This window comes from Oceanobacillus sp. GQ8, from assembly GCF_059758495.1.
Genome location: NZ_JCAXEV010000003.1, coordinates 159,071 through 184,605, shown reverse-complemented (window position 1 = coordinate 184,605; position 25,535 = coordinate 159,071). Strand labels below are relative to the sequence as shown.

General features: G+C 40.5%; 16 protein-coding genes. 1 reads left to right on the top strand and 15 read right to left on the bottom strand.

The features are described from left to right. Positions 1-36 precede the first annotated feature (36 nt). From AC6CHS_RS09840 to AC6CHS_RS09770, 15 genes are all read right to left on the bottom strand, one after another. On the bottom strand, positions 37-1,338 hold the full coding sequence (locus AC6CHS_RS09840; protein ID WP_498236469.1) for a glycoside hydrolase family 125 protein: 1,302 nt from the start codon (positions 1,336-1,338) through the stop codon (positions 37-39). Positions 1,339-1,671: 333 nt separating this feature from the next. Further along, positions 1,672-4,386, bottom strand: coding sequence for an alpha-mannosidase (locus tag AC6CHS_RS09835; RefSeq protein WP_498235839.1), 2,715 nt, complete (start codon positions 4,384-4,386; stop codon positions 1,672-1,674). Positions 4,387-4,500: 114 nt separating this feature from the next. Further along, positions 4,501-7,626 (bottom strand): alpha-mannosidase, encoded by a 3,126-nt coding sequence (locus tag AC6CHS_RS09830; protein ID WP_498235838.1) that lies wholly within the window; start codon positions 7,624-7,626, stop codon positions 4,501-4,503. Between the two features lie 101 nt (positions 7,627-7,727). Continuing rightward, positions 7,728-9,320: an extracellular solute-binding protein gene (locus tag AC6CHS_RS09825; protein WP_498235837.1), complete on the bottom strand. Its 1,593-nt coding sequence runs from the start codon at positions 9,318-9,320 to the stop codon at positions 7,728-7,730. 96 nt (positions 9,321-9,416) lie between these two features. Beyond that, positions 9,417-10,322: a carbohydrate ABC transporter permease gene (locus tag AC6CHS_RS09820; RefSeq protein ID WP_106897658.1), complete on the bottom strand. Its 906-nt coding sequence runs from the start codon at positions 10,320-10,322 to the stop codon at positions 9,417-9,419. Between the two features lie 16 nt (positions 10,323-10,338). After that, on the bottom strand, positions 10,339-11,343 hold the full coding sequence (locus AC6CHS_RS09815) for an ABC transporter permease (protein WP_498235836.1): 1,005 nt from the start codon (positions 11,341-11,343) through the stop codon (positions 10,339-10,341). Positions 11,344-11,826: 483 nt separating this feature from the next. Beyond that, on the bottom strand, positions 11,827-14,082 hold the full coding sequence (locus tag AC6CHS_RS09810) for a helix-turn-helix domain-containing protein (RefSeq protein ID WP_498235835.1): 2,256 nt from the start codon (positions 14,080-14,082) through the stop codon (positions 11,827-11,829). 34 nt (positions 14,083-14,116) lie between these two features. Next, positions 14,117-14,737 carry a YesL family protein gene (locus AC6CHS_RS09805; RefSeq protein ID WP_498235834.1) on the bottom strand — a complete coding sequence of 207 codons (621 nt, stop codon included), beginning with the start codon at positions 14,735-14,737 and terminating at the stop codon, positions 14,117-14,119. Positions 14,738-15,361: 624 nt separating this feature from the next. Then, positions 15,362-18,439, bottom strand: a complete 3,078-nt coding sequence (locus AC6CHS_RS09800; RefSeq protein ID WP_498235833.1) for a beta-galactosidase — start codon at positions 18,437-18,439, stop codon at positions 15,362-15,364. 31 nt (positions 18,440-18,470) lie between these two features. After that, the gene (locus AC6CHS_RS09795; RefSeq protein ID WP_498235832.1) at positions 18,471-19,415 is read right to left on the bottom strand and encodes an ROK family protein; all 945 of its coding nucleotides are present in this window, start codon (positions 19,413-19,415) and stop codon (positions 18,471-18,473) included. A 339-nt stretch (positions 19,416-19,754) separates the two neighbouring features. Then, positions 19,755-20,261 (bottom strand): DUF1648 domain-containing protein, encoded by a 507-nt coding sequence (locus AC6CHS_RS09790; RefSeq protein ID WP_498235831.1) that lies wholly within the window; start codon positions 20,259-20,261, stop codon positions 19,755-19,757. A 19-nt stretch (positions 20,262-20,280) separates the two neighbouring features. Beyond that, positions 20,281-20,565 (bottom strand): hypothetical protein, encoded by a 285-nt coding sequence (locus AC6CHS_RS09785; protein WP_498235830.1) that lies wholly within the window; start codon positions 20,563-20,565, stop codon positions 20,281-20,283. A 71-nt stretch (positions 20,566-20,636) separates the two neighbouring features. Next, complete coding sequence (locus tag AC6CHS_RS09780; RefSeq protein ID WP_498235829.1) at positions 20,637-21,095, bottom strand: hypothetical protein; 459 nt, start codon at positions 21,093-21,095, stop codon at positions 20,637-20,639. 868 nt (positions 21,096-21,963) lie between these two features. After that, on the bottom strand, positions 21,964-22,368 hold the full coding sequence (locus AC6CHS_RS09775) for a VOC family protein (RefSeq protein ID WP_443148493.1): 405 nt from the start codon (positions 22,366-22,368) through the stop codon (positions 21,964-21,966). Positions 22,369-22,656: 288 nt separating this feature from the next. After that, on the bottom strand, positions 22,657-23,604 hold the full coding sequence (locus tag AC6CHS_RS09770) for a helix-turn-helix transcriptional regulator (RefSeq protein WP_106897668.1): 948 nt from the start codon (positions 23,602-23,604) through the stop codon (positions 22,657-22,659). A gap of 546 nt (positions 23,605-24,150) precedes the next feature. On the opposite strand from AC6CHS_RS09770, the gene AC6CHS_RS09765 reads away from it, so the two are divergent. Then, positions 24,151-25,455 (top strand): S8 family peptidase, encoded by a 1,305-nt coding sequence (locus AC6CHS_RS09765; RefSeq protein WP_498235828.1) that lies wholly within the window; start codon positions 24,151-24,153, stop codon positions 25,453-25,455. Positions 25,456-25,535: the final 80 nt, after the last annotated feature.

Genomic DNA, 25,535 nt, shown 5'->3' with positions numbered 1-25,535 from the left:
TCACTTTTTCTATTAATCTACTACCCAAAATCAACTTTACTTTGCTAAGGGGCTCCCTTTCACATAGCGATCTGCTTTACTTATTAAAAATTCGCTGAACATGGAATTTGCCCAAGAGAACCATGGCCTCGTAAATTTCTCCGGTTGATCCACATGAAAGCCTTCATGCATGAATTGAGTGTCAGCGTCTGTTGTTTTGAATAGGTTCAGGATTTCTTCTTTTTCTTCACTAGATTGCGCAGTCATTCCTTGAATCGCTAAGGCAATATGCCAAATATAATGCTCTGGTGTATGCGGGCTTCCCACTCCTTTCGCAACTTTTCCTTTGTAGAAATAAGGATTTTCATCACTTAAAACGAATTTTCTTGTATTTTGATAGATAGGATTATCCAACTTACAATAGCCTAGGTAGGGAAGGGCAAGAAGACTGGGAACATTGGCGTCGTCCATTAGGTTATAGTTTCCATGTCCATCCGTCTCATAGGCATAGATTGTACCGAACTCCGGATGCTCCACCTTCCCATAGGTTTGAATACCGTTATCAATTTCATCTGCTAGATTCTTTGCAGAAATAGCAAGGTCCGTATCTTGCAGCACTTCTTCTGCAATTTCTTCCAGCTGTCTTAGAGAAACAACTGCAAACATATTCGCAGGAATCAAATAGCCATATTTACAGGCGTCATCACTAGGGCGGAAACCACTCCACGTCATGCCAGTATAGGCTACAGGTGCACCCTTCCCACCATGCGATAATGTATCCTGCGGAGGACAATTATCCCTTTCGAAATGGTAAGTAGAATTTTCTTCATGATTTTGTTCCGTTTTCCAGGTGTCGATGATCAAGCTAACGGCCTTACGAAACGCATCGTTGAACTGAGATGTTCGACCAGTGGATTTCCAAAAGAGATAGGCCAGCTGAATAGGATAGCATAACGAATCAATTTCATACTTCCGTTCCCAAAGCAGAGGTGTCATCTCGGTATTGTCATCATGGTATCGCTTACCATTAGCCTCTTCATTAAAAGCATTGGCATATGGGTCATGAAGAATAAAAGAAAATTGTTTTCGGATGACACCTTCAATTAGGTTTGCCATTTGTTCGTCATGCTCTGCCAGCATGAGATATGGTCGTACCTGTGCAGCTGAATCACGAAGCCACATTGCCGGTATATCACCGGTTATCACAAAAGTGGCGCCATCTTCTTGTGGACGTATTGTGGTCTCATATGTATTGGAAAAACAATTCTCGAAAAGTGCCTGTGCTTTTTGGTCTTGCGCGTAAGCTGTTTTTACTTCTTCAATAAACGTCTTCATTGATGCTGGTATGGATTTTTGCATCATGTATACACTCCCTTTATTTATTATTCTAATTCTTATAGCTACAATAATTCCGTCCCTTACACTGCTAGCGGACGCTTTCCGCGGGCATGGCTTGATCCTCGGGCCAACAGGATGTTGGTCACGAAGGCGTTGCCACAGGAGGTGGCGATTTTAGCCTTTGTTCCTTTCTTTCTGCGGGGGCTCATGTCTCATGCTTTTCCCGCTGGAGTCGCCGCCATCCCTTCCAGGTAACTCAGTTTGAGCTCGATTATCGTAGAATCTTCTTCCTCGTCTTAAAGCAGTGTTCAAAAAGCTGCAGATTGCCTACTTTTTGAACACGCTATATGATTTCTATTTCTCAAAGCCAATTGTTACAATTTCATACGGCTTTACTGGTATTTTCACTTCGGAAGATTCATTGGACTGAAGTGTTTCATGTTTTTCTTCTATCACATTACTCTTATAAGCGGAAGATGTACCATTTAGTGTGCGAACAAGTAAAGGATTATTTTCGTTTTTCATATTAAACCAGCGAGTTAAAACATCTCCGGTCTGACCAGACACCTTCATCGAAGAAAATGCTAGATTAGGAGCATTCCATTCTAAAAATGACTTAGCTGTTGGCAGCTCCCCATTGTGGATTCCTGTTTGTTTTACTGTCCATGGCACCTGAAATTGGTATGCATCTTGATATGCCTTGGTTGCCTCTTCTTCCCCTGCATATGGGTAAATACGAAGCGATACGGTGTGCTCCCCTAAACATTGGGCCTCTGGTGTTGGGAAATGTCCCCAATCCCCTAACTCCCCAACAGAGCGTAACAGCGTTATCGCAATCGTATTCCGACCATCACGTAACACCTCGTACTCATTAAGTCCAAGATTCGCAACCGTCAATCCATGTTCTTCGTTATGAACATCTACAAATGACTGCTGGTGCTGGGAATTATCAGGGTTTGTCCACTCTTCAGAAGGCTGATTGGATCGTGTAGCCACTTCAAAAATGGAATCAGTATGGTGCACATCTGTTTGAATAGCTGTTGAAAATAATGCGCGAAGTCGATGATCCTTTGCCTGGTTGTTAAAGCTTGCTTCCACATTAACCCCTTTACTATTCTTTCCTATTGTAACGATGGTTGTAATTTTAAATGGAATATTTTCCTCAGATCGTCCAGACTTCCTACCTTTAAATCCAACAAGCTCTTTTTGCTCCTGTTCAAGCAATTCAGCGGCACTTTTCGGAATTTCCCATTCGTGGGTAATTTCATATGCTGCTTGATAGGCAGTATCCTCCACCACTTTCACATTCGCGATAACATCTTTTGTTGTTAGTGTTTTTTGGTCATGTGACTGTTTGTACATATACTCATTGCCAATATCACCACTATCCTCATAAACACCTAACTCTTCAAAAGTTCTTCCAGTCACTTTATTCGTTACGGTCAAGGAACCATTCTCGTTAATGTTTACATGCAAAAATTCGTTTTCTAATTGGTTTTCACCAGGAATCAAGGAATCCTGTTTCTGACTTGAACTGGATTGAACAAAGGCAAATGTCTTGTAACCCATCGCAGGAACTTGCTCTGCCTCAAATGTAAGGAGGACCCTTCTAGCCATATACGGTTGACGGAACTTTTCTTCCGGTAAATCATAGTCAAAGGCTATGCCCAGATCTTCTACTGTAACGCTATATTCTGTTCCTGACTCGTCCACGACGATTCTCTCTCCAAGCGGGAATTGTTTAAGTTCTTGCTTTTTGACCCCTTCTGAAAAGTAATCACGTCGTACATCTAGTGTGATGGAAACCGTGCCTGTACGGGCCCATCCTGTCGTATTATAAACGGTAAAGGCTAGTGCATCCTTGCCCCATTTTTCAAAGCCGGTCGTATCAATTTTATTGGAAAGGGCTTCAAGGCTTTCATCAATAACTGCTTCGGCTACATGTTTACTCTTTTCAAAACGGGTTACCATTTCCCGATGTACTTCATCCACACTACAGCCGCAAATGCTGTCATGCGGGTGGTTTTGCATTAACGTTTTCCATGCGTATTCCAAAAGATGGTGATTGTATTCTTCGCCATTAAGGTAAGCAAATGTCGCTAATGGTTCTGCCACTTTTTCTAGCAACGATTGGCCAAGCTGGTTCATTTGTTTAATGTAAACCCGCGCTGAAGCAGTGTTGACCAGTGTTCCCCATCCATCTGTTTGCTGGCTTCGCAGCTCGCCGTCAATCACTTTTAAATCATCCGGAAGAGAGGCGGTTAGGTTTTCCACATATTCATTAAAATTAGAATGGGTAAACGAAATTTCTGGATAAAGCTTCTTCGCCGTTTCAATTGCTTCGGGCAAATTTATTTGGATTGGCTGATGATCACAGCCATTCATCATAAGCATATGAGGTGATGCTGCATATTTCTCTAGCGAAGAAAGATGCTGCTCCCAATATTGCTTTGCCTTCTTTTCCTCTACAGGTACTTCATTTCCGTTACAGTACCAGTTCGCAAACAGGATTCCAAGAACAGAAGAGCCGTCTGGTGAGCGCCAAAGCATTTCCGAATATGGGGATTCGTATTGCTCTGCATCGCTCACCATATTATTAAATCCTGTAGGTTTTACCCCACGTCCAAATACAGCGTTGTTTATGCCAGCCTGGCTTAAAATTTGTGGACCTTGTCCCATATTTCCGAATGAGTCAGGGAAATAGCCAACCTTGGAAATCCCGCCCCATTGTAATGCATCTTTCATTCCGTACTGTAAATTACGTAGGTTCGCTTCACTGCTTGTCAAAAACTCGTCCTGTAAAATATACCAAGGACCAATATGAAGCCTTCCTTCACGAATGTACTTTTCTAGCTTTTCTCTCCTATCAGGACGGACCTGTAAATAATCGTCGAGGATAATCGTCTGCCCGTCCAAATGGAAGCTTTTAAATTCTAGATCCTTATCCAATGTATCTAGTAAGCGATCCATCAGCTTGATTAATAAAACATGATGCTTCTCGTAAGGTAAATACCACTCTCTATCCCAATGCGTATGAGAAATAATATGGATATGCTTTTGATCTGTCACGTGTAACCCTCCAAGGTGATTCACTATTTTATTGATTCATTGTCAAAACGATTGCAGGTTTCCTCCACAACAAGTAAAACGTCATGACATCAACCTGCATCCTTCTTTATATCTTTACTTGGCAAATTCGACCAGGAATGTTTTTATTTCATAAGGTGTAACTTGTACATTGATCGTAGGCTCCTCCACTACTAAGCCAATTGGTTTTTCCATTAAATCACATTCCTGCCAGGACACAATGTTTAAATCACTGGAAAGCTCTACAGTGGAACGATTCCCTTCAAATTCGTGGATGCGTAATACCGTTTTATCACTGTATTCAGCCTTCTTCACAGCATCAAACATCATGTTTTCCTTCGAGCAATGAACCAATGATAATTGATCCAGCCGTGCATTCCCTTGCTTAAAGGTAAGCGCATTATTCAATGACCATGCTTCTTTCACCGTGCCGCCTTCTTTCCAGCTTCCCTCATGCGGAAGGACGGAATAAGTGAATCGGTGTTCCCCAAAATCCGCCCATGGATCCGGATGGATCGGTGATTTTAATAGAGATAATCTCATCACATTGTCCTTAATGTCGTACCCATACTTACAATCATTAAGAATACTGACGCCATATGCTCCTTCAGATAAATCAGCCCATTGGTGACCAACACTTTCAAATCGAGCATAGTCCCAGCTTGTATTCCAGTGGGTTGGCCGTTTTACATTTCCATATTGAATATCATAGGTAGCTTCTGTTGAGCGGATATCAGCAGGGAATGCTACTTTCAGTAGTCGTTGCCTTTCCTGCCAGTCTACATGGGTGTCAAAATCGATTCGCCGGCTGTTCGCATATACAATCATGTCTTGTGTAATTACTGATTTGCCATATTTCCAGACAAACCGGATGGATGCTTGTAAGCTCCCAACATCCAGAACTTCCACAGACTGTAACTCTGTAATTTCTTCCATCTTTTGCTGGTAAAAAATATCAATATCCCACGCGTCAAACATAAGTGGTTTATCTTCAAATACCTGTAACACATTCCCTCTCGCATTTTCAGCAAGTACTTCGCGACCATGCTCTAAATCTGTGATACTTGTCAGGTGGCCGTTCTTATTCCATGTCAGGTCATAAAACGGTGTTTGAATACGATTCGCTTCTACAGTGAAAGCTTCTTTCGTCTCTTGCTGTGTTTTAGTAGATTTGAATTCAATCTGCTTATATCCCATAGCTGGGAGGCCTTCAACCCGTACATAACAACCCTCATCTGTAGATTGTGTTTCGAACTCTTTTCCGTCTGCATCGACCCAGCTTCCTGAATCAGTATGTCCTGGGATAAATACGAGATCATTACGCTCCCAAGAGGCAGAATTGAAAACCGTCCACACAGAGTCTTGCTCTTGTACAAGGGATGTTGCAGCATTGTCCCAAACTTCTTCGCCTAATTCCTTCGCCTGCTTGTATTCTTGTTTGGCATCATCATACACTTCTTTAATGGAAGATCCCGGGATAATATCATGGAATTGATTACGTAAAATCGTCTTCCATCCATCTGTCAATTTAGCTAATGGGTAGCTTTCGAATACGTTTTGCTCGACACTATCCAGCACACTTAACCATTCGCTTTCCCGGTATAGCAATTCCAGTTTTCGGTTCATTCGCTTCATAAAGCTTTGCGACGTATAGGTACCGCGATGGAATTCCAGATATAGCTCCCCATCCCATGTGTGCACATATTCGTTTGTCTCATCTATCGTCTTATGTAACTTATTAAAATAGTTACCTGCCGTGGATGGCTTCACATTTGGCAAACCAGGAATCTTATCCATTTTGCGTCGCATTTCAAGCATTTCCCGGTTTACACCACCTCCACCATCACCATATCCATAAGACAGCAATAAGTCCTGGTTAATGTTCTTATCCTTATATGCATCCCAAGATTCTTTTACTACCTGTGGCGTCATAAAACCGTTGTATGTGTAGTAACGGGACTCAGGCCACGGCTCTGTGGTGGTAATAAAATGTGTTAAAATTTCACTACCATCTATGCCTCGCCAGTTAAAGGTATCGTGCGGCATACGGTTGAACTGACTCCAGCTAATTTTCGTCGTCATAAACGTCTTAATGCCAGACTTTTTCAAGATTTGTGGTAAAGCCCAGCTATACCCAAATACATCCGGTAGCCACAAGTACTCGCTTTCTTTACCAAATTCATCCCGGATAAATTTTGACCCTAACAATAGTTGGCGAACAAGCGACTCACCTGACGGAATATTACAATCCGCCTCTAGCCACATGCCCCCGTCTACTTCCCACGTACCTTCGGAGATTTTCTCCTTCATTTTTTCATAGATTTCCGGGTAATCTTCTTTTATATATTCATATAACTGTGGTTGACTTTGCAGGAAAACATATTCCGGGTATTGCTCCATCAGACGAAGCACCGTTGAAAAAGAACGTGCTGACTTTTCGCGTGTATGTTTTAATCGCCAGAGCCACGCTACATCGATGTGTGTATGTCCAATACTATGGAAGGTCACAGCATGATTTTTCTCCATGGAGTCGAGTTGTTCTTTCAAATAACTTCCTGCGTGGTAGGCAGATTCATAGAATTCTCCTGAGCCTGCGTTTAACCAGTTAATGAAATTCATAGATTGATTAAGTGCTTGAAGTAATGCATGCTTTTCAGGCTGATTATCTTCTAATACAAATACTGTTTCCAGGACAGCCTTAGCATTGTAATAGAAATCGTCAACATGCTCATCAAGCCATGCCAGTTCGGCATATTTTAGTTTGTATTCCTGAATAACTGGCTTTCCGCCACCTTCAAGACCTGTCCATAATCTAAAATCTAGGGAAATGTCACTTCCAGCAGAGCTTCCGGAAAGAAACACTTCTTTGTGGTTAGAATCTACTCCTTGGTATGGTTGCCCGTTTAAAAATAATAGAGATTCAAACCCTGAATTATTCCCTCCACCTGTGTTTCCAAAGTCAAAAAGGCCTACAATCTTTTTTTCAGCCCAGTCTGTTGGTATCGTCACATTTGTAGAGAGCCATGCATATAAATCTCGTCCACGCCAGTGTTCACCAATTGAGATAGTAGGAGAATTACTATCACGTTTTGGCGGATATGTACCAATTTCTCCCTCTTCATCTTCAACAAACGACCATTTAGATAATGAAATAGTATCGCGATATCGATAGGAAGACAGTTCATTTATTCTTGCTTTCAGCTTTTCTTCTGTGAGAAACATGCCCTAACGTCACCTCTTAAATTGTTTAGTTTAAAGGCTCGTATGAGTTTATCCCACTAAGGGATCATACGAGCCTTCATTTTGTTTTCAATTAATGGTTTTTAACTCTCTGACCAACGATCGTAAGCGGCTTGATGTACTTCAATATATTCGTCGATATTCATGTTTTGAATTGTTTCTACATACGAATCCCAGTTAGATAATGGTTCTACACCTGTGATGAATTTTGCTTCCATTTGCTCAACATAGGATTTCAGGTCAACCTCAATAGAGTTAATTTGCTTTTGTTCCTCAGCTGTTAAGTAAACAAGTGGGAATGGAACCTCTCCATAAGGAACAATTTTTTCATTCGTTTCGCTATCGATAAACTCCTCAAATTCGGACTTTGGCTTCCCTTCAATTGGTCCACTAACGGTAGGAGCAGGAATGCCGTAATCAGGTGTGATTGATCCACGATAGTCTTCCGAGCTATCATAGCCTTCTGGAGTATCTAAATAAACTCTTTCTCCATCTTGATCTTCCCAAAGTAGGCCTTCAGGACCTTCATTTAAGAATGTAAAGCCTTCTTTCGAATAGAAGTAGTCAACCCAGCGAATAGATGCTTCCGGGTTCGGATTTTCACTTGTAATAGAGAATGCTCCTCTGTTAATCCCTGGATTGAGTGGAATGATCGTTTCTTCGGATACCGGACTTGTTAACGGCTGGAACATTGGGTTATTAAGTGCTTCTTCTTCAGATTCACCTGTTGTGAAGAAGGAGAACCAGTCAGGGAATATACCTAAGCGGTTATCCTGTCCTTTTGCCTTTTTCTGTTCATCCGATTGAGAGAATGTTTCCGGATCTAGCAATTCTTCTTCATAAAGTTTATTCATGTATGTTAGGTATTCTTTATAGTTGTCTGTGGTCGGAGTATATCTTACTTCCCCATCATTCTCTTCTATCCCCCATTCCTTCATGCCAAACGCAGCTAGGAACCATGCACGGGAACTATTCATTTTTACATCGAGTAATGGGATTTCATCTGCTTCTCCATTACCATTCGGATCTTCTGTTTTAAAACGAACCATCAAGTCGTAAAATTCCTCTGTTGTTTTAGGAAGTTCTTCCACACCAAGTGCATCTAGCCACTGTCCGTTAAACCATAGTGGTCCTTTATACCAATAAGATGAAGAACCTTCAGATATCTTTGGCAACGAATAAATATGGCCATCTATCGTCGTAATAGACTTTTTAATATCTGGATTTTCCTCTAGTAATTTTTTAATGTTGGGAGCATGTTCTTCGATCAAATCTTCTAATGGCAATAAGACGCCTTGCTCTCCGTAATCTACTTCCATAGCAGGTGTAAGGTTATTCGACCCTGCACCGTAGATAATGTCGGCCACATCACCACTGGCAAATGCTAGGTTTAATTTTGTTTGAAAATCGCTTAATGGAGGGGTGGTATACTCCATTTTAATATTTGTCATCTCTGAATATTCCTTTAGTGTAGCCATGTCTTCCCATTCTGCTATTCCAGTACCAGGAGCCATGACAGATAATTCGATTTCTTCATCAACAATAGGAAAACCTTCCTCATTCACTTCCACATTTGCAGAGGCTGATTCCCCGCTACTTTCTTTGTCCGATTTACAAGCTGCAAGGGTGAACACTGCTAATAGTGCTGTTAATAATAAGATAATGCCTCTTTTCATTATTGAATCCCCTTTCAAATTTTTGATCTAGTTAAGGTTTCGTCATCAGGCAGATTATTTGGAATGGATAACCACCTCCTTAAATATTTATATCTACTATCCTTTAAGTGAGCCAATCATAACACCCTTCACAAAGAATCTTTGCAAGAATGGATAGACGATAATGACTGGTAACGTGGAAACAATCATAACGCCATATTTAATGATTGCTGCAAGCTGCTGTTTACTATGCAATGCTTCTGCCATACTTCCACTCATATTGGAGTTTTGTGACGCCATTTCCTGAAGGACAAGTATTTCTCGTAACACCAGCTGAAGTGGGTACATATCTTTGTCTGATAGATAAATCAAGGCATTGAAGTAACCGTTCCAGTGACCTACTCCGTAAAACAATGCCATAACAGCTATAATTGGAGCAGATAATGGTAAGATTATCTTCATAAACATTTTGAAGTTAGATGCCCCATCAATAATGGCAGCCTCTTCCAAGCCTTTTGGAATAGAGGATTGGAAAAACACACGAGCAATGACGATATTCCACACGGCTGCCGCATTCGGTAAAACCATCGCCCAGACTGTGTCGATAAGTCCCAAGCTTTTTACTACTAAGTATGTCGGAATGAGTCCGCCACTAAAGAACATGGTAAGGACAAACATCCCAGTGAAGAAATTCCTTCCAAAAAAATCCTTTCTCGATAAAGCATAAGCCGCTGGTATCGTTACTGCCAGGTTGATTAGTGTACCGAAAGCAGTATAAAAAATTGTATTAAGATACCCTCGCCAAATGGCATCATTTTGAAAGATCATTTGGTATCCTTCAAATGTAATATCCTTTGGTAATAACCACATTTCTCCTGAATTTACCGCTGCTGGGTTACTGATCGATGCACTGATAATATAAATAAGTGGATATAAAACGATCAGCAGAGCAGTAGTAAGAAAAAGGAAAATAAACACTTTAAATACCTTATCTTTGTTTGTTTCCTTTATAGCTGTACTCATAGCCTTACAATCCTCCTTACCATAGACTTGTCTCACTGGTCTTTTTCGCAATTTGATTCACTGTGATTAATAAGATGGCATTTATAACGGCATTGAATAGACCAACTGCTGCCGCAAAGCTATACTGTGCATCCAATAAACCAGCTTGATAAACGAATGTTGCGATTACATTGGATGATTCCAAGTTAAGCGGATTTTGAAGTAATAATATTTTCTCAAAGCCCATAGCCATGATGTTTCCTACGTTCATGATAAGTAGAATAACCATTGTCGGAACAATTGCGGGAATGTTAATGTGCCAGATTCGTTGAAAACGTGAAGCCCCATCAACAATTGCGGCTTCATGGTGTTGGGGATCCACACCAGCTAGTGCAGCAAGGTAAATAATCGTTCCCCATCCAGTACTCTGCCAGACACCTGACATGACATATACCGTTTTAAACCAATCCGGATCACTCATAAAAGCAATTGGTTCAAACCCAACTAATTGAATAGCGTGGTTGATAATCCCTGTTGCAGGCGAAAGAAAAGCAATGATCATCCCGGCCATAACGACAACGGAAATGAAATGTGGTGCATACGTTACAGTTTGGACTGTTCTTTTATACAGACCATCCTTCGCCTCATTTAGTGCCAATGCTAGAATGATAGGTAGTGGGAAACCTACAGCTAATTCATAGACACTAATTCCTAATGTGTTTTTAATGAGATCCCAAAAGTAATAGGATTCAAAAAATCTAGTGAAATGTTCAAGACCAACCCATTCACTTCCCCAGATTCCCAGTGTCGGAACAAAATTCTTAAATGCAATTTGCACCCCATACATCGGAATATAGTGGAAAATTAAAAAGTATAGAAATGCTGGCAATATAAATATGTATAGCTGCCAATTTTGAAGAATTTTTCTGTTGTTTTTTTTCTTTGGTAATTTCTTCGGTGAACGAACTATTTTCTTGTTCTTTTTATTAGTATGAGTAGATTCAATTTCCGGCTCCCTAGATGTTGCTGTGCTTGTATTCATCGCTTGTCCCTCCTTCTCGTTTGTGTATGTTGTAACTGCTTACATGTTATTATTTTCTGAAAATATTCACAATATGTCATTTATGTTACGACTTGTACTACAGACTTATCACAATAGGGAAAACGCTTACAAAACAAGGCTTTCTTGTTACGGTACTATGTCAATTTTACGGACTATGTATTATTTACAATCACTTTACAAAGCTCTTATTCTCGCAAAGAAAAAAGAAAAAGAGACCAAGTCTCTCAACATGATCTCCTTCTTAAAAGACAAACGATTTAAGAAAATGTATAATCTACGCTACAGAAAAACTGCGCTTTCCGTGGGCACGGCCTCAGTCTCCTCAGAAGCAAAGGACGCATCTTGCGGGGCCTTCGGACTCGTGCTGTTCCCACTGGAGTCTCCGCATTTTCTTGCGCTTAAAAGCGTATCCTCTATTCATTATAGCTAATTTTTTAACCAGCTTTTCACAGTTTTATAAATTCACCTATTTAGTTTGCGGTATTGGCCGGGGGTTACGCCTACGATCTTCTTGAATTTTCGGGTGAAGTTAGCAACGTCCTTGTAGCCGACTTGAGCCACGATTTCCTTAATTGGAAGATCCGTTTCCTTCAATTGTTTCTTTACTTCATTTATTCGTAAATCCTGTACATATTGGGTGAACGTAACACCAGTTTGTTCTTTAATAAATCGACTAAGATTGGAAACAGACAACTTTACGTCAATGGCTATGCTCTCTAAGGAAAGTTCATATAAGTTGTAGTTGGCATTTATATACTTCAGAATATCGTTCCCCATCTTGTCATTACGACATTCTTTTTTACTATCCATTTCATCACATACGGATACGATCAATGTGTGAAGTTCTTGATGTAACTGTTCGACTGAATTAAAATCAACAATTCGATTCATATCCTTCATATAATTTGTGGATCCCATCTCCGAAATTGTCTTAATCACCGTGTTAATAATATCGAAGCAAATACATTTTAGCACCTGGATGGAATGCTCCCTATTGACTAAGCTATGGAACATATTTTGTAGTGTTTCCGTCGCGACAGCCTTGTCTCCCTGTTTCAAACTTTGCACAAGCTTAATTTGTTCCTCCATCGGATATCCCAGAGATTGCTCTGAATGGGTACTAATTTCTTCGAAGAATATAAGGCTACCTTGAGGATTAGCGAATTTATAATCCATTGTTGCCACTGCCTCAATATAGGATCGATTGATTCGGGATTTTTGATCATACAGCCCTCCCACCCCAATTGTTGGTGTATGGCTGGATGTTTCCTCTATATATTGCTGAATATGGGTCACCAATGATTTTCGTCTCTCATCAACATTCAGATCTTTACTGTTCATACTTACAACCAAAGCCATCGTATCTTCATGGAATAAATCAATTCCGTGGGCAACAGCATTCTCTAAAATGATGTCTGATAAGCTACTAAAAACCTTTTCTCTTTCCTGCAAATTTGTTTCGCCAAACGTTCCTTTTTCAAAATACACCATGGCCACAAAATAATGTCCACTTTCCATTTGAATATTTAAGGAATGCAATAAAGAATCGATCTCCTGATTTTGGATATCTCCTTTTAAGAGTCTAACCAAAAACTGTTCTCTAGCAAAAGGCCGCTGTAAGTACATCGTCTTATTCAAGATTTGCTGGTCTTCAAATACATCTGTGATTGTTTTACGAATCGTCTCTAATTCATTCGTATCTTCTAAATCTGTATTTTTCCTGCCATCTCTTTTTGTGATTTCAAATAAGTTCCGTATCGGTTTGTATTGATTTTTCCCAAGTATGATTGCCAGTATAAAGCCTATAATTAAGATGATAACTAGAATAGCGGAAATTAAGATCGTGCTATTATCTAGCCGCTTAAAGAATTGATCGGTATCCATTAAGGTAATAAATTTCCATCCACTTAAGTTTGATTCAATGGAGACAAGCGAATAATCCTTATTATTTAACTCAACGGTTGAAACGCCTTGCTTCTCATAGGACAAGCCATCCAATTGTTCTGTCTTTATCGTGTCATCACTAATGACAGAAGATATCACTTGATTACCTTCATTTAAAATATATACATTCCCCTCTGATTCACCAGAAATATTCTTAATTAGATCAGCGATGGTATCCTCTTCGATGAAAAACATTACGGTACCAAATGGGTTTGGATTATTGGGTGCTATCGGAAATAAATAGGCAACCATATTCCCACGCTCTTCATTATTAATGACCATATTATCAACCGGTTTGATAAATGGGAGTTTGGTATGTAAATCACGTAAAAGTGTCTCTTTGTCCCAATCCTGAAAGCTGTACTTTTTTTCCAGCATGGCATCAATGGAATAAGAGCCACCTGTGGAATAGATCGTCTCCTCATCATGGAAATAGACAAATAATTCCTCAATGATAGAGCTGTTTGCTTTGTATTTACCTAATTCATCAATTGCCTCTTTACTGTAATAACCATGATTCATCATATAAGGGGTTAATCGTTGGTCGTAGGAAATTCTTGCTGCTAGTGTTTCTAACTCGCTCATGCGTTCATTCGTAATACGTTCAACCTGCTCCAACTTATTTATATTGGATTGCTCAATCTCCTGCCTGAGACTTGATACAGAATTATAATAAATGATAGTGCTCATTATTAAAAAAGGAACTAGAAATACAAGCAGATAGGAAATAATATATTTATATAAAAGCCGAGACCTAATCCTATCGCGCCACATCTGCACACCCCCACTTTAATAGAATGTTAAAACACTAGCTTGCCTTCTTTTCTTCTATTTGCACACAGGCACGATAGGCGAACCACATAATGGGTAATGCAATCATAGAAGCCCCTATAAAGAATAGGAGGACAGGCAGATAACTAAATAGATAATATAAAAGCAGCATACTAATTGCGATAGCGATTGTTTCTAAAGGTCTTGCTAACGCAACAAAAAACGCCTGTTTAAAATATAGGAAAAACGTAAGATTATATCTAACGAATACAGGAAAGAGGTAGATGGTTGTAATCGAATACAAAAATGTTACGAATAATAATAGTAAATGTAATGGGAAGGATTCAATCATGTCTTTCGAAACATTCATATCGATATACAAAAAGGCCCCTAATCCCATAATAATAAGACCTAAGCCATTCGCTTTGAAAAACTGTGTTTTGTAGACCGAGTAAAAGTGCTGAAAGATTGGTATGTCAAAGTCATCATCAAACCACTTATGTAGTACGGAGAATAATCCAGCAGTTGCTGGGGATATGCCGAAAATTCCAAGACCAAGTATCGTAAAGATAATCCATAGAAAATGAAGGTACATCACTTTAGCTAACCAGTTACCTAAATCATAAAACCACTTAAAAATCCCATTCATCGTTGTCATTGTTGTCACTTCCTTTTCTCGGGAAAACGCTTACCAATTATTGCATTAAAAATTATGTTCGAAAAAGTCTGAGAGGTCGAAGCTCTTTCACCCCCTACTTATCTCATATAGTATCTACTATTCTTCTATTTTACCTAATTTTGATAGAATTTGTCGAATTTTTATGAATTTGTTTGTTTTTTTGGTGTAAAGAGGATGGCGGCAAAAGAATTTAGATACGATAAAAAGCCGAACAACAGCTTAAATTTCTAAGTAGAAATTTGACTTTGTCCGGCGATTGAAATTTATACCGGTGGAACCGTCCGTAAGACTCCCAATTCAAAACATGAAGTGAAACCGTGATATCTAAGTGGGAGTAAACGGACGCTAACACCCCGATTCGTTCAACTTCAATCAGTGGGGGAAGAAAGAACCCCCCACTGATTGAAGTTTCACTTTATAGATCGGAGTCGCCTTTCTGCAGCGAAGGAAAATGCGAAGACTCCAGTGGGAACACCACGAGTCCGAAGACCCCGCAAGAAGCGTTATTTGCTTCTGAGGAGACTGAGGCCGTGCCCACGGAAAGCGCAGTGTTTTCCGTAGCGACAATTATATACTACTCTTTATTTTGCTACTATAGTGTTCCTACTCTGTAATCTCTACTTCTTCTGGTCGATAAGTGGCAGTAATTTTTCCGTCCTTATCTGTTGTGAACATTACGGTTCTTTCTGCTTCTAGTGTGAAGGAGTAATCCTTATCTGTGACTGGATCTTTGACTGAAATCTGTGTATCGTCCGCACATTCTGATACAAAGATAAACAAATTCCCTTTTTTGAATTGTAGCTTTCTACCATAGTTACCTGGTAGATCTCCTTCAAGCCATTCTAGCTCTACCTTCACACCAGCTTTTTGCATCACGTACTCGTATAATGCTGTAATTGGTTCATTGCGTTCATTCAATTCGAGAGGCAATGGACACCAGATCAAATTCCCTTTCCCGTAAGAATATTCTTTTACCTCTGTAGGATGACTGTCGCCAACGACCTTTTCTTTCATTACCTCGGCAATGCGTTCTCCACCAAACGAGACGGGATACTGTTGCCCATTTAATCCTAGTAACTCCTCACGCGTAATATTTCCAACTTTAGTTTTGCCGATGATACTTTCTAGGCGTCCTGTATGCTGCCAATATTCATCTAGATTAACTGGCCCTGTAAAGAGCAGGCTCATACCTTGTTCTTTCACAGCCTCCAAGATGGTATCTAGTGCCTTGCTGCTGAAATTATGGGCACTTGGGATAACGACCAACTTTGGAGGAGCTGTTTCAAGTGCCTCAAGATGGTATTCACTAAGTGCACGGAATGGAATATTCATATCGTAAGCCAACGTCCGCGTTAGCTTCATTGTGGCACCTTGCGCTAGCTTGCGATTAGAGAAATCATTGGAATAAGGGAAGATGACCGCAATGTCTTCAAGCTCCCGCTCCTCAAATAAATCTCGTGTTTGCTCAACAAATGCTCCAAAGTCATAGGACACATTTGTTTCCGGCTTCTCTGTTCCATCAGCCCGAATAGCACCAATATTCGATTCATTAACATTGTTCATATAGTAATTCGTGTTCCAGAGCCATTGAACAGCTCCTGCCCCACCTGTAGAAAAAGAATAGGCATACTTTCTTTCGAGAATATTGCGTAACTCTTCTTCACTTCTCTTTGCCTGGTTATTCGGATTCTCTACATACATCAAGCCAGTCTCTTGAACCAGGTTTGGTTTTGTAGGTGATTTCGTAAAGATACCATCCCAAACCAATTGGTCCAACAACCACCACGTATGATTCGTCGTATAATCGACCGCATCACTATAGAATAATGGAGAAGGACGCTGTGAGCCAAGTGCTTCGTCCTGACCAACCGTAACAAGCTGTTTTGGCGAAAGATCCTTAATCGTCTTGGTTAGCTCCTCAGCCCAGCGGTTATGCATTGCCATTGTATAAAGCGTATAATCCAGCCACTTTAACCCTTTCTTACCAAATAACATATCTTTTATCCCAAAATTAATTTCACTAGCTTCAGGGGCTTCAATTGCATCAAAAGATGGTAATTCCTGACCGGTCATATTCCACTTTTCCTGCAAGTCAACAATCGAGTGATGACGATTCTTTAACCACTCCCTGTATGCATGACGATCGTACTTATCATGAGCCGAGCGCGGTCCTGCAAATGTACGTTCCGGATCAAACATGGATGGCTCATTAATTAAATCCCAGTTAATATTGGTTGTCTCGGTATGCCTTGAGACAACAGCCGTAATAAACCGCTTCTGTGCCTCCACGCTTCTTGGGTCAAGATACGGATTTTCTCCATCCCAGGTTTCTGGTGTGAAAGAAAAGAAGCAAAACGTCACTTCCAGATCGTGTTTTTTAGCACATAAAATAAAGGCATCAATTGAGCGCAGCACATTTTCATCCATATGCCCATCAGCGAACATCATATTTCGCCAGGCAGTCCAAATCCCTGTCCGAATATAATTGATCCCTGCCCGTTTCATTTGCGCCATGTCTCGGTCCCACACATTAGGGTTAGGTAGGAAAAGAAAATAACGCGCAACATCTGACGTCATATAGGTCATGCCCACAATCGGCATAGGACGACCATCTTTATAAAAATAATCACGATCACAGCTTAGCGGTTCTCCACTAGTTAAGAGCTTCCTATCCATCCCCCAGAAACCTTGATGCAGGGTACGAACTTCCCCGTTACTAGATTTGGCCTCACAGGTAATTTGATAGAATCCAGGCTCCAAATCGATCGGGATGAGAAAGGAATTTGTACTGAACTGTCGGGATGCCTCTACTTTCTCTGTTTTCGCGTAAATCGATTCCCCGCTTTTTGTAACAGTATAGGTTAACGTCCATGGAATAATGCTATCGTTAAAGTTTTGGATTTGAAAGGTAACGCTCGGGCGCTCCCCTTCTTCATAGGTAGCATAATTTGTTTTCAAGGACATTTCGGTCACACCATTTGCTGTATACTCGGCAAATTCCGTGAGCGCTTTGCCACCATCCTTAGTCCAAAATCGCTCCGTGACTTTCTGGTTAATAAACAACCAACGTCCACCAGTAAACTTTCCTTTCATATTCTCAAGTAATACTGCGGGCGCAGCTACTTCTCGACCACTTTTGGAAATTCCCTTTAGCAATGGATAAATGCGCGCATCCATTGGGCCAACTGAGCCCATTTCTGCTTCAATGGAACTTGTTTTTGTAACGTGTAAAACAAAATTAAGCGTATCTTCAATCGTAAACAAGTCTTCTTTTCCACTGAATAACGGAATATCATCATTATGCTGTAAAGACGTGATAGGCTTAGCTTGGACAGGCAATGTCTCATGAATATTTAGTGCCTGATGATAGGCGGTCTGCTCCCGCTCTGTTCTCCATTCCCCATCTACTAGATTACACGGAATGCGGAAAGGACTACCTCCAATGTGTACGAAGCCCTTCCCTCTCTCCATATGCTGATAGATTGCTTGCCATGCGCTCTTTGGGAAATAGGATCCATGAAGATTTATGAAGCAATCTACCTCCTCATCCAGTAAAGTTCTTTCTAACGACGTTGTATCTACTATTGTAAGATTAGAACGGAGCGTTTCAAAAAAGTCGTCGCTTGGTCTGCTGCCATCTAGTGGAAAACTTGCATCATAGAATAGTACCGTTTTATTCATATTTGTTACCTCCAATATTAGTTGATGAATTTTATTTTTCTACTAAACTACTCGTCGCATCATCGTTTGTAGTGAAACATAGTGCTGCCGCACCAACAACCCCAGCGCTTTGTTCTAATTTTGCTGGTACAATTTCCGTTTGGCGTCCCGTTGGATTAAGTGCAAACTGTCCCACATATCCTTGGACAGATTGAAACAATGCATCCCCTACTTTGGAGACGCCGCCACCGATAATGATTTTCTCCGTATCGAAGGTGTTGATCATGCTAACACAAGCAACTCCTAAGACTCGGAAAACACGCTCAATTAAATCGATAATTTCTTCATGCCCTTTTTCATAGAGAGCAAATACCTCTTCTGTAGTTAGATTCTCTCCCATAATTTCTGATCCTCTTCTTGCAATCGCCGTGCCAGAAGCAATTGATTCGAGGCAGCCATATTGCCCACAGGAACATGGCCCGAATGATGGGTCGACTACGGTATGCCCAATATCCCCCGCATTGCCTTTTTGGCCATTAAGCAATCTACCATCTGCCACAATCCCGGCACCGATCCCTGTACTGACTGTTATGTAGATAAAATTCTCATTTTCCTGACCAGCTCCAATCCATTTTTCCGCAAGCGCCGCAGCATTTGCATCATTTTCCAACCGAACCGGATAAGGAAAAGCTTGCTGGATCCACTTTTGAACCGGAACATCCACCCATGTTTTTAAGTTTGGGGGACAGGTAATCATGCCGTTTTGATTATCAAGTGGCCCTGGTGCGCCTATCCCAATTCCGATTATTTCTTCCTCTGTGAGCGAGGATTTTTCAATTAATGCATGTGTTTCCTGAATAATTTCTGCGATCATGGCTTTTGGAGCTATAGTCAGGTCAGTAGGAATAATAGTTTGCTCCCTGACATTCCCATTTTCATCCACAATAGCAAGTGCTACTTTCGTTCCACCAATATCAATCCCGATCGAATAGTTCATCTTTCTGCTCCTTTTTCTAGTTCAGAATAAGTAAGTTTTTGCAAACGCTATCATAATTCCTTCTTATTATCTATTAGATCTTTATAAACTGTAAATATGTCATTTTTTATTACTATGTAGACCTTACAAAAGGAGTATGTGAAGTAGCGTTAAACAGCGGTTTCATAGGGGATTTTTTGTCCAAAGACTGGAAAGGTTAGCAAACGCAGAGAGTCATAAAAAGGATGGGAAAACAGTAATGCTGGGGGAAGACCTTTGCGGAATCAGAAACAGATTAAAGGAGATTGAGGGGGCAATCAATTTCTTTATATAGAAATATAATTATCCTATTGTATCCCTCTATTTAATTTTACGTTGCTTCAACAGACCAAACACAATGGGGATAAATGAGCTACCTATGATTACGGGTAAAACCCATGCTCCAAATCCGTTAGACCATCCGAGTGCTACTGTTATGGATTGGACTAAAATGACAGCAAAGATGATAAAGCAAATATTCTTTAATAGATTTACCATTTTTCGGCTATTTAAATAAAATTCGGCTGCATTTTCTTCATTTATTCGTTGCGGATAATTATGCGTTTCTGGGAATTTTTCAAACACCTGCATTAAAAATGCAGTAAACAACCCCACAATAGGTAGAATAAGTAATTCTAATTTAGACCCCCACCTATCAACCTCTCCAGAAGCATTATAATGTGCCGGGACTTCTTCTGGAAGCATTCCCCAACTAAAGATTAAAAAGACAACCGAGCCTAAAAAGGAGAGGTAGCCAATAATGTCGGCAACCCACTCTATTTTCGTTTTAGGTAAGTTTATTTTTGGCCTATTCCAAGATCCTGGCATCTCTCATCCTCCTATTTATCTACGAGATTGCTATAAAGATGGACATCGCGAAAATGACAAACGTCCCCAATAAGTGAAGCTTTTCTCTCTTTTTATTTACATCATGATAAACCATTATTTTTAAGAACCTATACACAATAACGATAGCGGAAAGAAACATGATGGATAAACCAGTCGGATCAAATTTGCTTTGTATGTCCCAGAAAATCGTGAACAGCAATACTTGTGAAAGAAGCGCTAAAGTTAATTTAAGACTAGAGTATCTATTACTGAAAATAGCATATGCAACACTTTTGCCTGACACGCGAGCACCTCCACACAAGGTTAAAATAGTGTAAGCCAGTGAAACCCTGTACTACTTTATGTATAAGCTTTCTACTTTATTATATCGGTATTCGTAATCTCTGACTCAGCTATTCTCCACTCTCCCTCTTCTCTCACAAAGGTTTGTTCTGACCTTGCTATATGGTCACGATAGGAAAGCCCTTCTGCGACATACGTAGCAGTTGCTCGTTGTTCAGCTTCTATGACAATACGCTCTTCTTCCTCTTCCAAAATCTCAAAGCCTAACAATTCATACTCAATATCATAGTCTTCAAAGAAACCTGCGATCTCATTCTTTGTGCTTTCCCTGCCACTTTCCACAAGTGTAGTTAAATAGGCATCCATGTCCTCTTCTTGTATGGCTTGGAGATTTCTTTTCAACACTTGCTTTACTTCGCTGGCATTCTCACTTAAATCCTCTGCCGGTGTATCTTTTACGGTAGGTCCACTATTGGAACATCCTACCAGCAATATAGGAAGCGCTATCATAATTAGTAAGCCTTTTTTCATCGTATGCCTTCTTTCTATGTATGGTTTCATATTATTTCCTACATTAAAATCGTACTATACACATTGCAAAATGGGAAGTACATATCAGCAATACTATATTTTTATGCCCACAGGACAATGAAGTTCAATGCCATTATCTACCATATCCCTTTTTTGCAATGTCTTTGAATCTACTTTTTATTTCTAAACTATCCCCTTTCCTAAAATTTAGTAAAGGGGACAATGTTTCTACGTCCAGTGTAGCAGGTACGAATTGAAGCAAGTCCCTAAAAGAGAGGTTTTTCTTTGTTTAAGAAGAAATAAACAAAGTTTTCTTTATACATATACTCGGATATCTATGAGTAGAAAGTAATATAATAATAAAAGCGGCTTGGAGCTTTGAGCACCAAACAATTATAAGTGCAATAGCCCTTCAAGGGGGGCAGCTCACAAATTAGAGCGAGAAAAATAACCACACTAATTGCTGGCTAGGCTATGTGTGGTTATTTTTTTGATTGAAAGACAGCACTGCGACAATCAAACTAGCAAACGTCACAGAAAGAACTTTATCAATACTTTTTTATAAAAAGCAAGAATTGAGCAGTGTTTTTTAAATGTAGATATGTATTTAACGAGTAAATGTATACGTCCTGTTCCCTAATAATATTATAGGGCTATTGTGACTTCGTTATGCCACAATAGCTCCTAATGATTGAACACTATTGTTAGACGATCGCGCCCGTTGACTGAAGACTTGATTTTAAGATAATTTTATTAGAGGAGCACGGCAACGATTCCTGTTTTTTGCCATTTTAAACCAGCTAGGCCATATGTTTTACGAAGCGTTACCTACTCCCCAAATTGAGTTCTCACTCATTTCAACTGTCCATCAAACCCTACCACTGAATCGTTTGACCGCTTCCTCGGTCACCGGCGAGAAAAGGTTAACGAGGTTGCCGTCTGGATCACGGAACAGTATAGCACGGTTCCCCCACGGCATCGTGGTCGGTTCCTTTACCCACTCCTCGATAAACGGCATTAAACGTTCGTATTCGGCATCGACATCGTGGACACGGAACTCTATGATGACAGAGTGATTGGCGGCCGCTACTGCTGAACCTTCACCGAACAGTGGCACAGTCTGGGAGTGGCCGATCGCCAGGGTGCACGATGGCGCAACAAGTTCGGCAAAGACGGGCGCGGGACGCTCCGCTGATACACCTATGACTTTCTCATAGAACTTGACTAGACGATCCACGTCGTCTGTAATGATGCGTACAGAAGCAATATTCACAAGATTTCATCCTTCCAATAATAAATGATACAACAAACAATTCCATATATACTTTATTTTGTTATAAACTTTCCTGTAAAAACCAAATTCATTCAAAAACTGAACCACTTGGTTCTACGACCATCCTTCCATACCTATCTACTCAATTGATCCATAGTGAATTGAATGATTTTCTTGGATGTGTATGGCGGTGTTCTCCTAATCGATACAAGCCATACTTCGCATTGGTCTCTCACCCCTTTATGTTTACTGACTCCATTATAAAATAACGCTACTGACAACATTATGTCAGTAGCGTTTTATAATTTTTTGGGCTTCCTCACGAATCAAATTTCGAAATGATTCAGGCTCTAACACAATCACACTTGCTCCCCAGCCCAGCACCCATTGCAGCAATTCGTCCAGTTGACGAACGCGTAAGACCACATGCAATCCATCCTGATGCTCTTCCATATCCTCTATGTAATGATTGTTTGATTCCTTCACCTTATCTGCGATGTCTTGGTTAAATCGGAGACGAACTCGCAAATGCCGATTGTCCGGAGGGGTATACTCCCTTAAGTTAAAATGCGCTGGTCTTTCAAACGGTTCTGCCAGATCAATCAATTCCGTCATTCGGGACAATCGGAAATGGCGAATATCTAGGCGCAGATCACACCGGGCCACGAGCATCCATGATCCTTGAACGAGCACCAATCCATAGGGGGCAACAGTACGAACACTATGGCGGTTCCCATCGGAATCTGCAAGTTTTTTTACATAATGAAAGCTGATCTTTCGCTCGTCTAATATCGCTCGACGGATCTTTTCTAGATATTCTTTTTCTTTTGATGGTGTGACCTGTTTATCATAAATGAGCAAACGCATAGCCTTGCGTACACGAGACGTTTCATTGCGAACGCTCTCCGGTAGAATGACCTCGATTTTGCCGCGGGCAACTTGTGCCCTGACACGATAATCATCATCAAATTGTTGTTCAATAAAGTCCGCTCCAATCAGCAAGCTTACGGCTTCTGGTACCGTGAAACTGATCGGCGGCAGAAAATAGCCTTCCATCAGGGAATATCCTGCCCCAGGAGTCCCTATGATCGGCACGCCTGCTTCACTTAGCGCCTGAATGTCACGGTAGATGGTCCGGGCACTTGTTTCAAATCGAGTTGCCAAATCTTCGGCACGTACAACTTCTTTACGTTGTAACTCCAGCACGATGGCTAACAAACGGTCTGTTTTGTTCATTAGTTTCCCTCCTTGATGTTTATTATTTACTTTCTAGCAAACTAAACGGGTTTTTCTTCATAGAAATAGAGGTTGTTCAAAAAATCCGGTGAAAATGACACATCGAGAACAGAAGATCTTCGACTCACTTCCGACACGTCCTGTGGGCAACGTAGAAGTCAGCACATCCTGTGCAAGCCCGGTACAGAGAGATTCGACGCATCGAACTTCGACGCACAGGACGTGCTAGTGTCGGCGTTGGAACAAATCATTTCGGTGGGACTATTATGGTATAGATAAAACAAAAGAGTTCAAACACTGTCATTCTCTTCCCCCTTCTTACAAGAAGGGAGCACCCACGAAAAGCCTTATGTAAGTAATTACATAATAGTATAACAGTTGATCTTCTATAGAGATGTATAATAAGGATAAGCCACCTAAATAGTCCTTATTTTCTGATAAAAATAGATATGTTGGCGGATTGTCCTATTTCGAATAGGTTGTTAAATTTATAGTAGTTGGATGTTTTTTACATTTGGAAAGAAAAAAATAAGAGGAGGAGAAACGATGAGTAACCGTAAAAGAGTATGGTTTGAAGAAGCTGGAAAAAGGCTGGATCCTGGGTTAGTGGAACAACTGCAATTAAATCGAAAAGATGATCCATTAGAAACAGGTAATAGGGAAATACCGGTAATTGTATACCTTAACTCCGATTGCGAACATGTTTCAAAAGAAGACCTCCTTAAAACCTGCAACAAAGAATCGAATAATAAATTAGAAAAAGAGTTAGCAACTGTAAATGGAATCAGGGGATATTTAACACCTGGGATGATTAAACAAATTAAAGATCATAACGCTGTGGATCGTATCTTTCATGATCGAATTGTAACTGCTTATCTTGATATAGCAAGTAATCATATCCGTGCGACTAATGTATGGAAAAAGCACAGCGTAACGGGTAAAAACGTTTCGATCGCTGTTATTGATACAGGTGTCTACCCACATGAGGACTTGAAGGATCGAATTGTGGCATTTAAAGATTTTGTTAATGACCGTGAAGATACCTATGACGATAATGGCCATGGCACTCATTGCGCTGGAGATGCGGCGGGTAATGGACAGCTCTCCAGTGGTCAATATACAGGTCCAGCCCCAGAGGCTTCCATTGTAAGTGTAAAGGTTTTGGATGAACAAGGGAGCGGAAGGTTGTCTACCATCATTGAAGGAATTGAATGGTGTATAGATCAAAAAGATGAACTTAATATTCACGTCATCTCCTTATCTCTTGGAGCGCCAGCATATGAATCGTTTAGGGACGATCCATTAGCGATTGCTGTTCAGCAAGCATGGCATCACGGTATTGTTGTTTGTGCAGCTGCCGGTAACAGCGGACCAGCCCCGACAACGATTGGCACCCCAGCTATTGACCCGTTTATTATTACAGTCGGATCAGCCTATGACCAGGATACACTTGAACGATCAGATGATGTAATCGCAGAATACTCTAGCAGAGGACCGACCATTGATTCTTTTGTAAAACCTGATATTTATTCGCCAGGTACAGATATCATATCCCTTCTCTCTCCTGGCTCTGCACTGGAAAGTCAGCTTCCAGAACAGATTATCGATGAAAACTACATTCAGTTATCCGGAACATCTATGGCAACACCAATTTGCGCAGGTGTTGTGGCATTAATGCTTGAAGCCAATCCAAACCTTAGTCCAAATGACGTAAAGAGCATTTTAAAGGCAACTTCTCATCCAATATTCGATGACCTTTGGGGCTATATCGATGCGGTAGACGCAGTAGAAATGGCAAAAAACTACTACAATGCACAACAAACGGTACAGGCAGCAAATACAAAGGGATAAGTATAACGGACCATAGGTAGAAATGAAAAGGTGTGCTGATTTCCTGTAACGGCTTCCATTATGAGGTCCGCTAAGCTATA

Bases quoted from the DNA above. Each gene is read 5' to 3' on its own strand.
- AC6CHS_RS09840 (WP_498236469.1), bottom strand. From the start codon at position 1,338: ATGCAAAAATCCATACCAGCATCAATGAAGACGTTTATTGAAGAAGTA.
- AC6CHS_RS09830 (WP_498235838.1), bottom strand. From the start codon at position 7,626: ATGTTTCTCACAGAAGAAAAGCTGAAAGCAAGAATAAATGAACTGTCT.
- AC6CHS_RS09825 (WP_498235837.1), bottom strand. From the start codon at position 9,320: ATGAAAAGAGGCATTATCTTATTATTAACAGCACTATTAGCAGTGTTC.
- AC6CHS_RS09820 (WP_106897658.1), bottom strand. From the start codon at position 10,322: ATGAGTACAGCTATAAAGGAAACAAACAAAGATAAGGTATTTAAAGTG.
- AC6CHS_RS09815 (WP_498235836.1), bottom strand. From the start codon at position 11,343: ATGAATACAAGCACAGCAACATCTAGGGAGCCGGAAATTGAATCTACT.
- AC6CHS_RS09810 (WP_498235835.1), bottom strand. From the start codon at position 14,082: ATGTGGCGCGATAGGATTAGGTCTCGGCTTTTATATAAATATATTATT.
- AC6CHS_RS09805 (WP_498235834.1), bottom strand. From the start codon at position 14,737: ATGACAACGATGAATGGGATTTTTAAGTGGTTTTATGATTTAGGTAAC.
- AC6CHS_RS09800 (WP_498235833.1), bottom strand. From the start codon at position 18,439: ATGAATAAAACGGTACTATTCTATGATGCAAGTTTTCCACTAGATGGC.
- AC6CHS_RS09795 (WP_498235832.1), bottom strand. From the start codon at position 19,415: ATGAACTATTCGATCGGGATTGATATTGGTGGAACGAAAGTAGCACTT.
- AC6CHS_RS09790 (WP_498235831.1), bottom strand. From the start codon at position 20,261: ATGCCAGGATCTTGGAATAGGCCAAAAATAAACTTACCTAAAACGAAA.
- AC6CHS_RS09780 (WP_498235829.1), bottom strand. From the start codon at position 21,095: ATGAAAAAAGGCTTACTAATTATGATAGCGCTTCCTATATTGCTGGTA.
- AC6CHS_RS09770 (WP_106897668.1), bottom strand. From the start codon at position 23,604: ATGAACAAAACAGACCGTTTGTTAGCCATCGTGCTGGAGTTACAACGT.
- AC6CHS_RS09765 (WP_498235828.1), top strand. From the start codon at position 24,151: ATGAGTAACCGTAAAAGAGTATGGTTTGAAGAAGCTGGAAAAAGGCTG.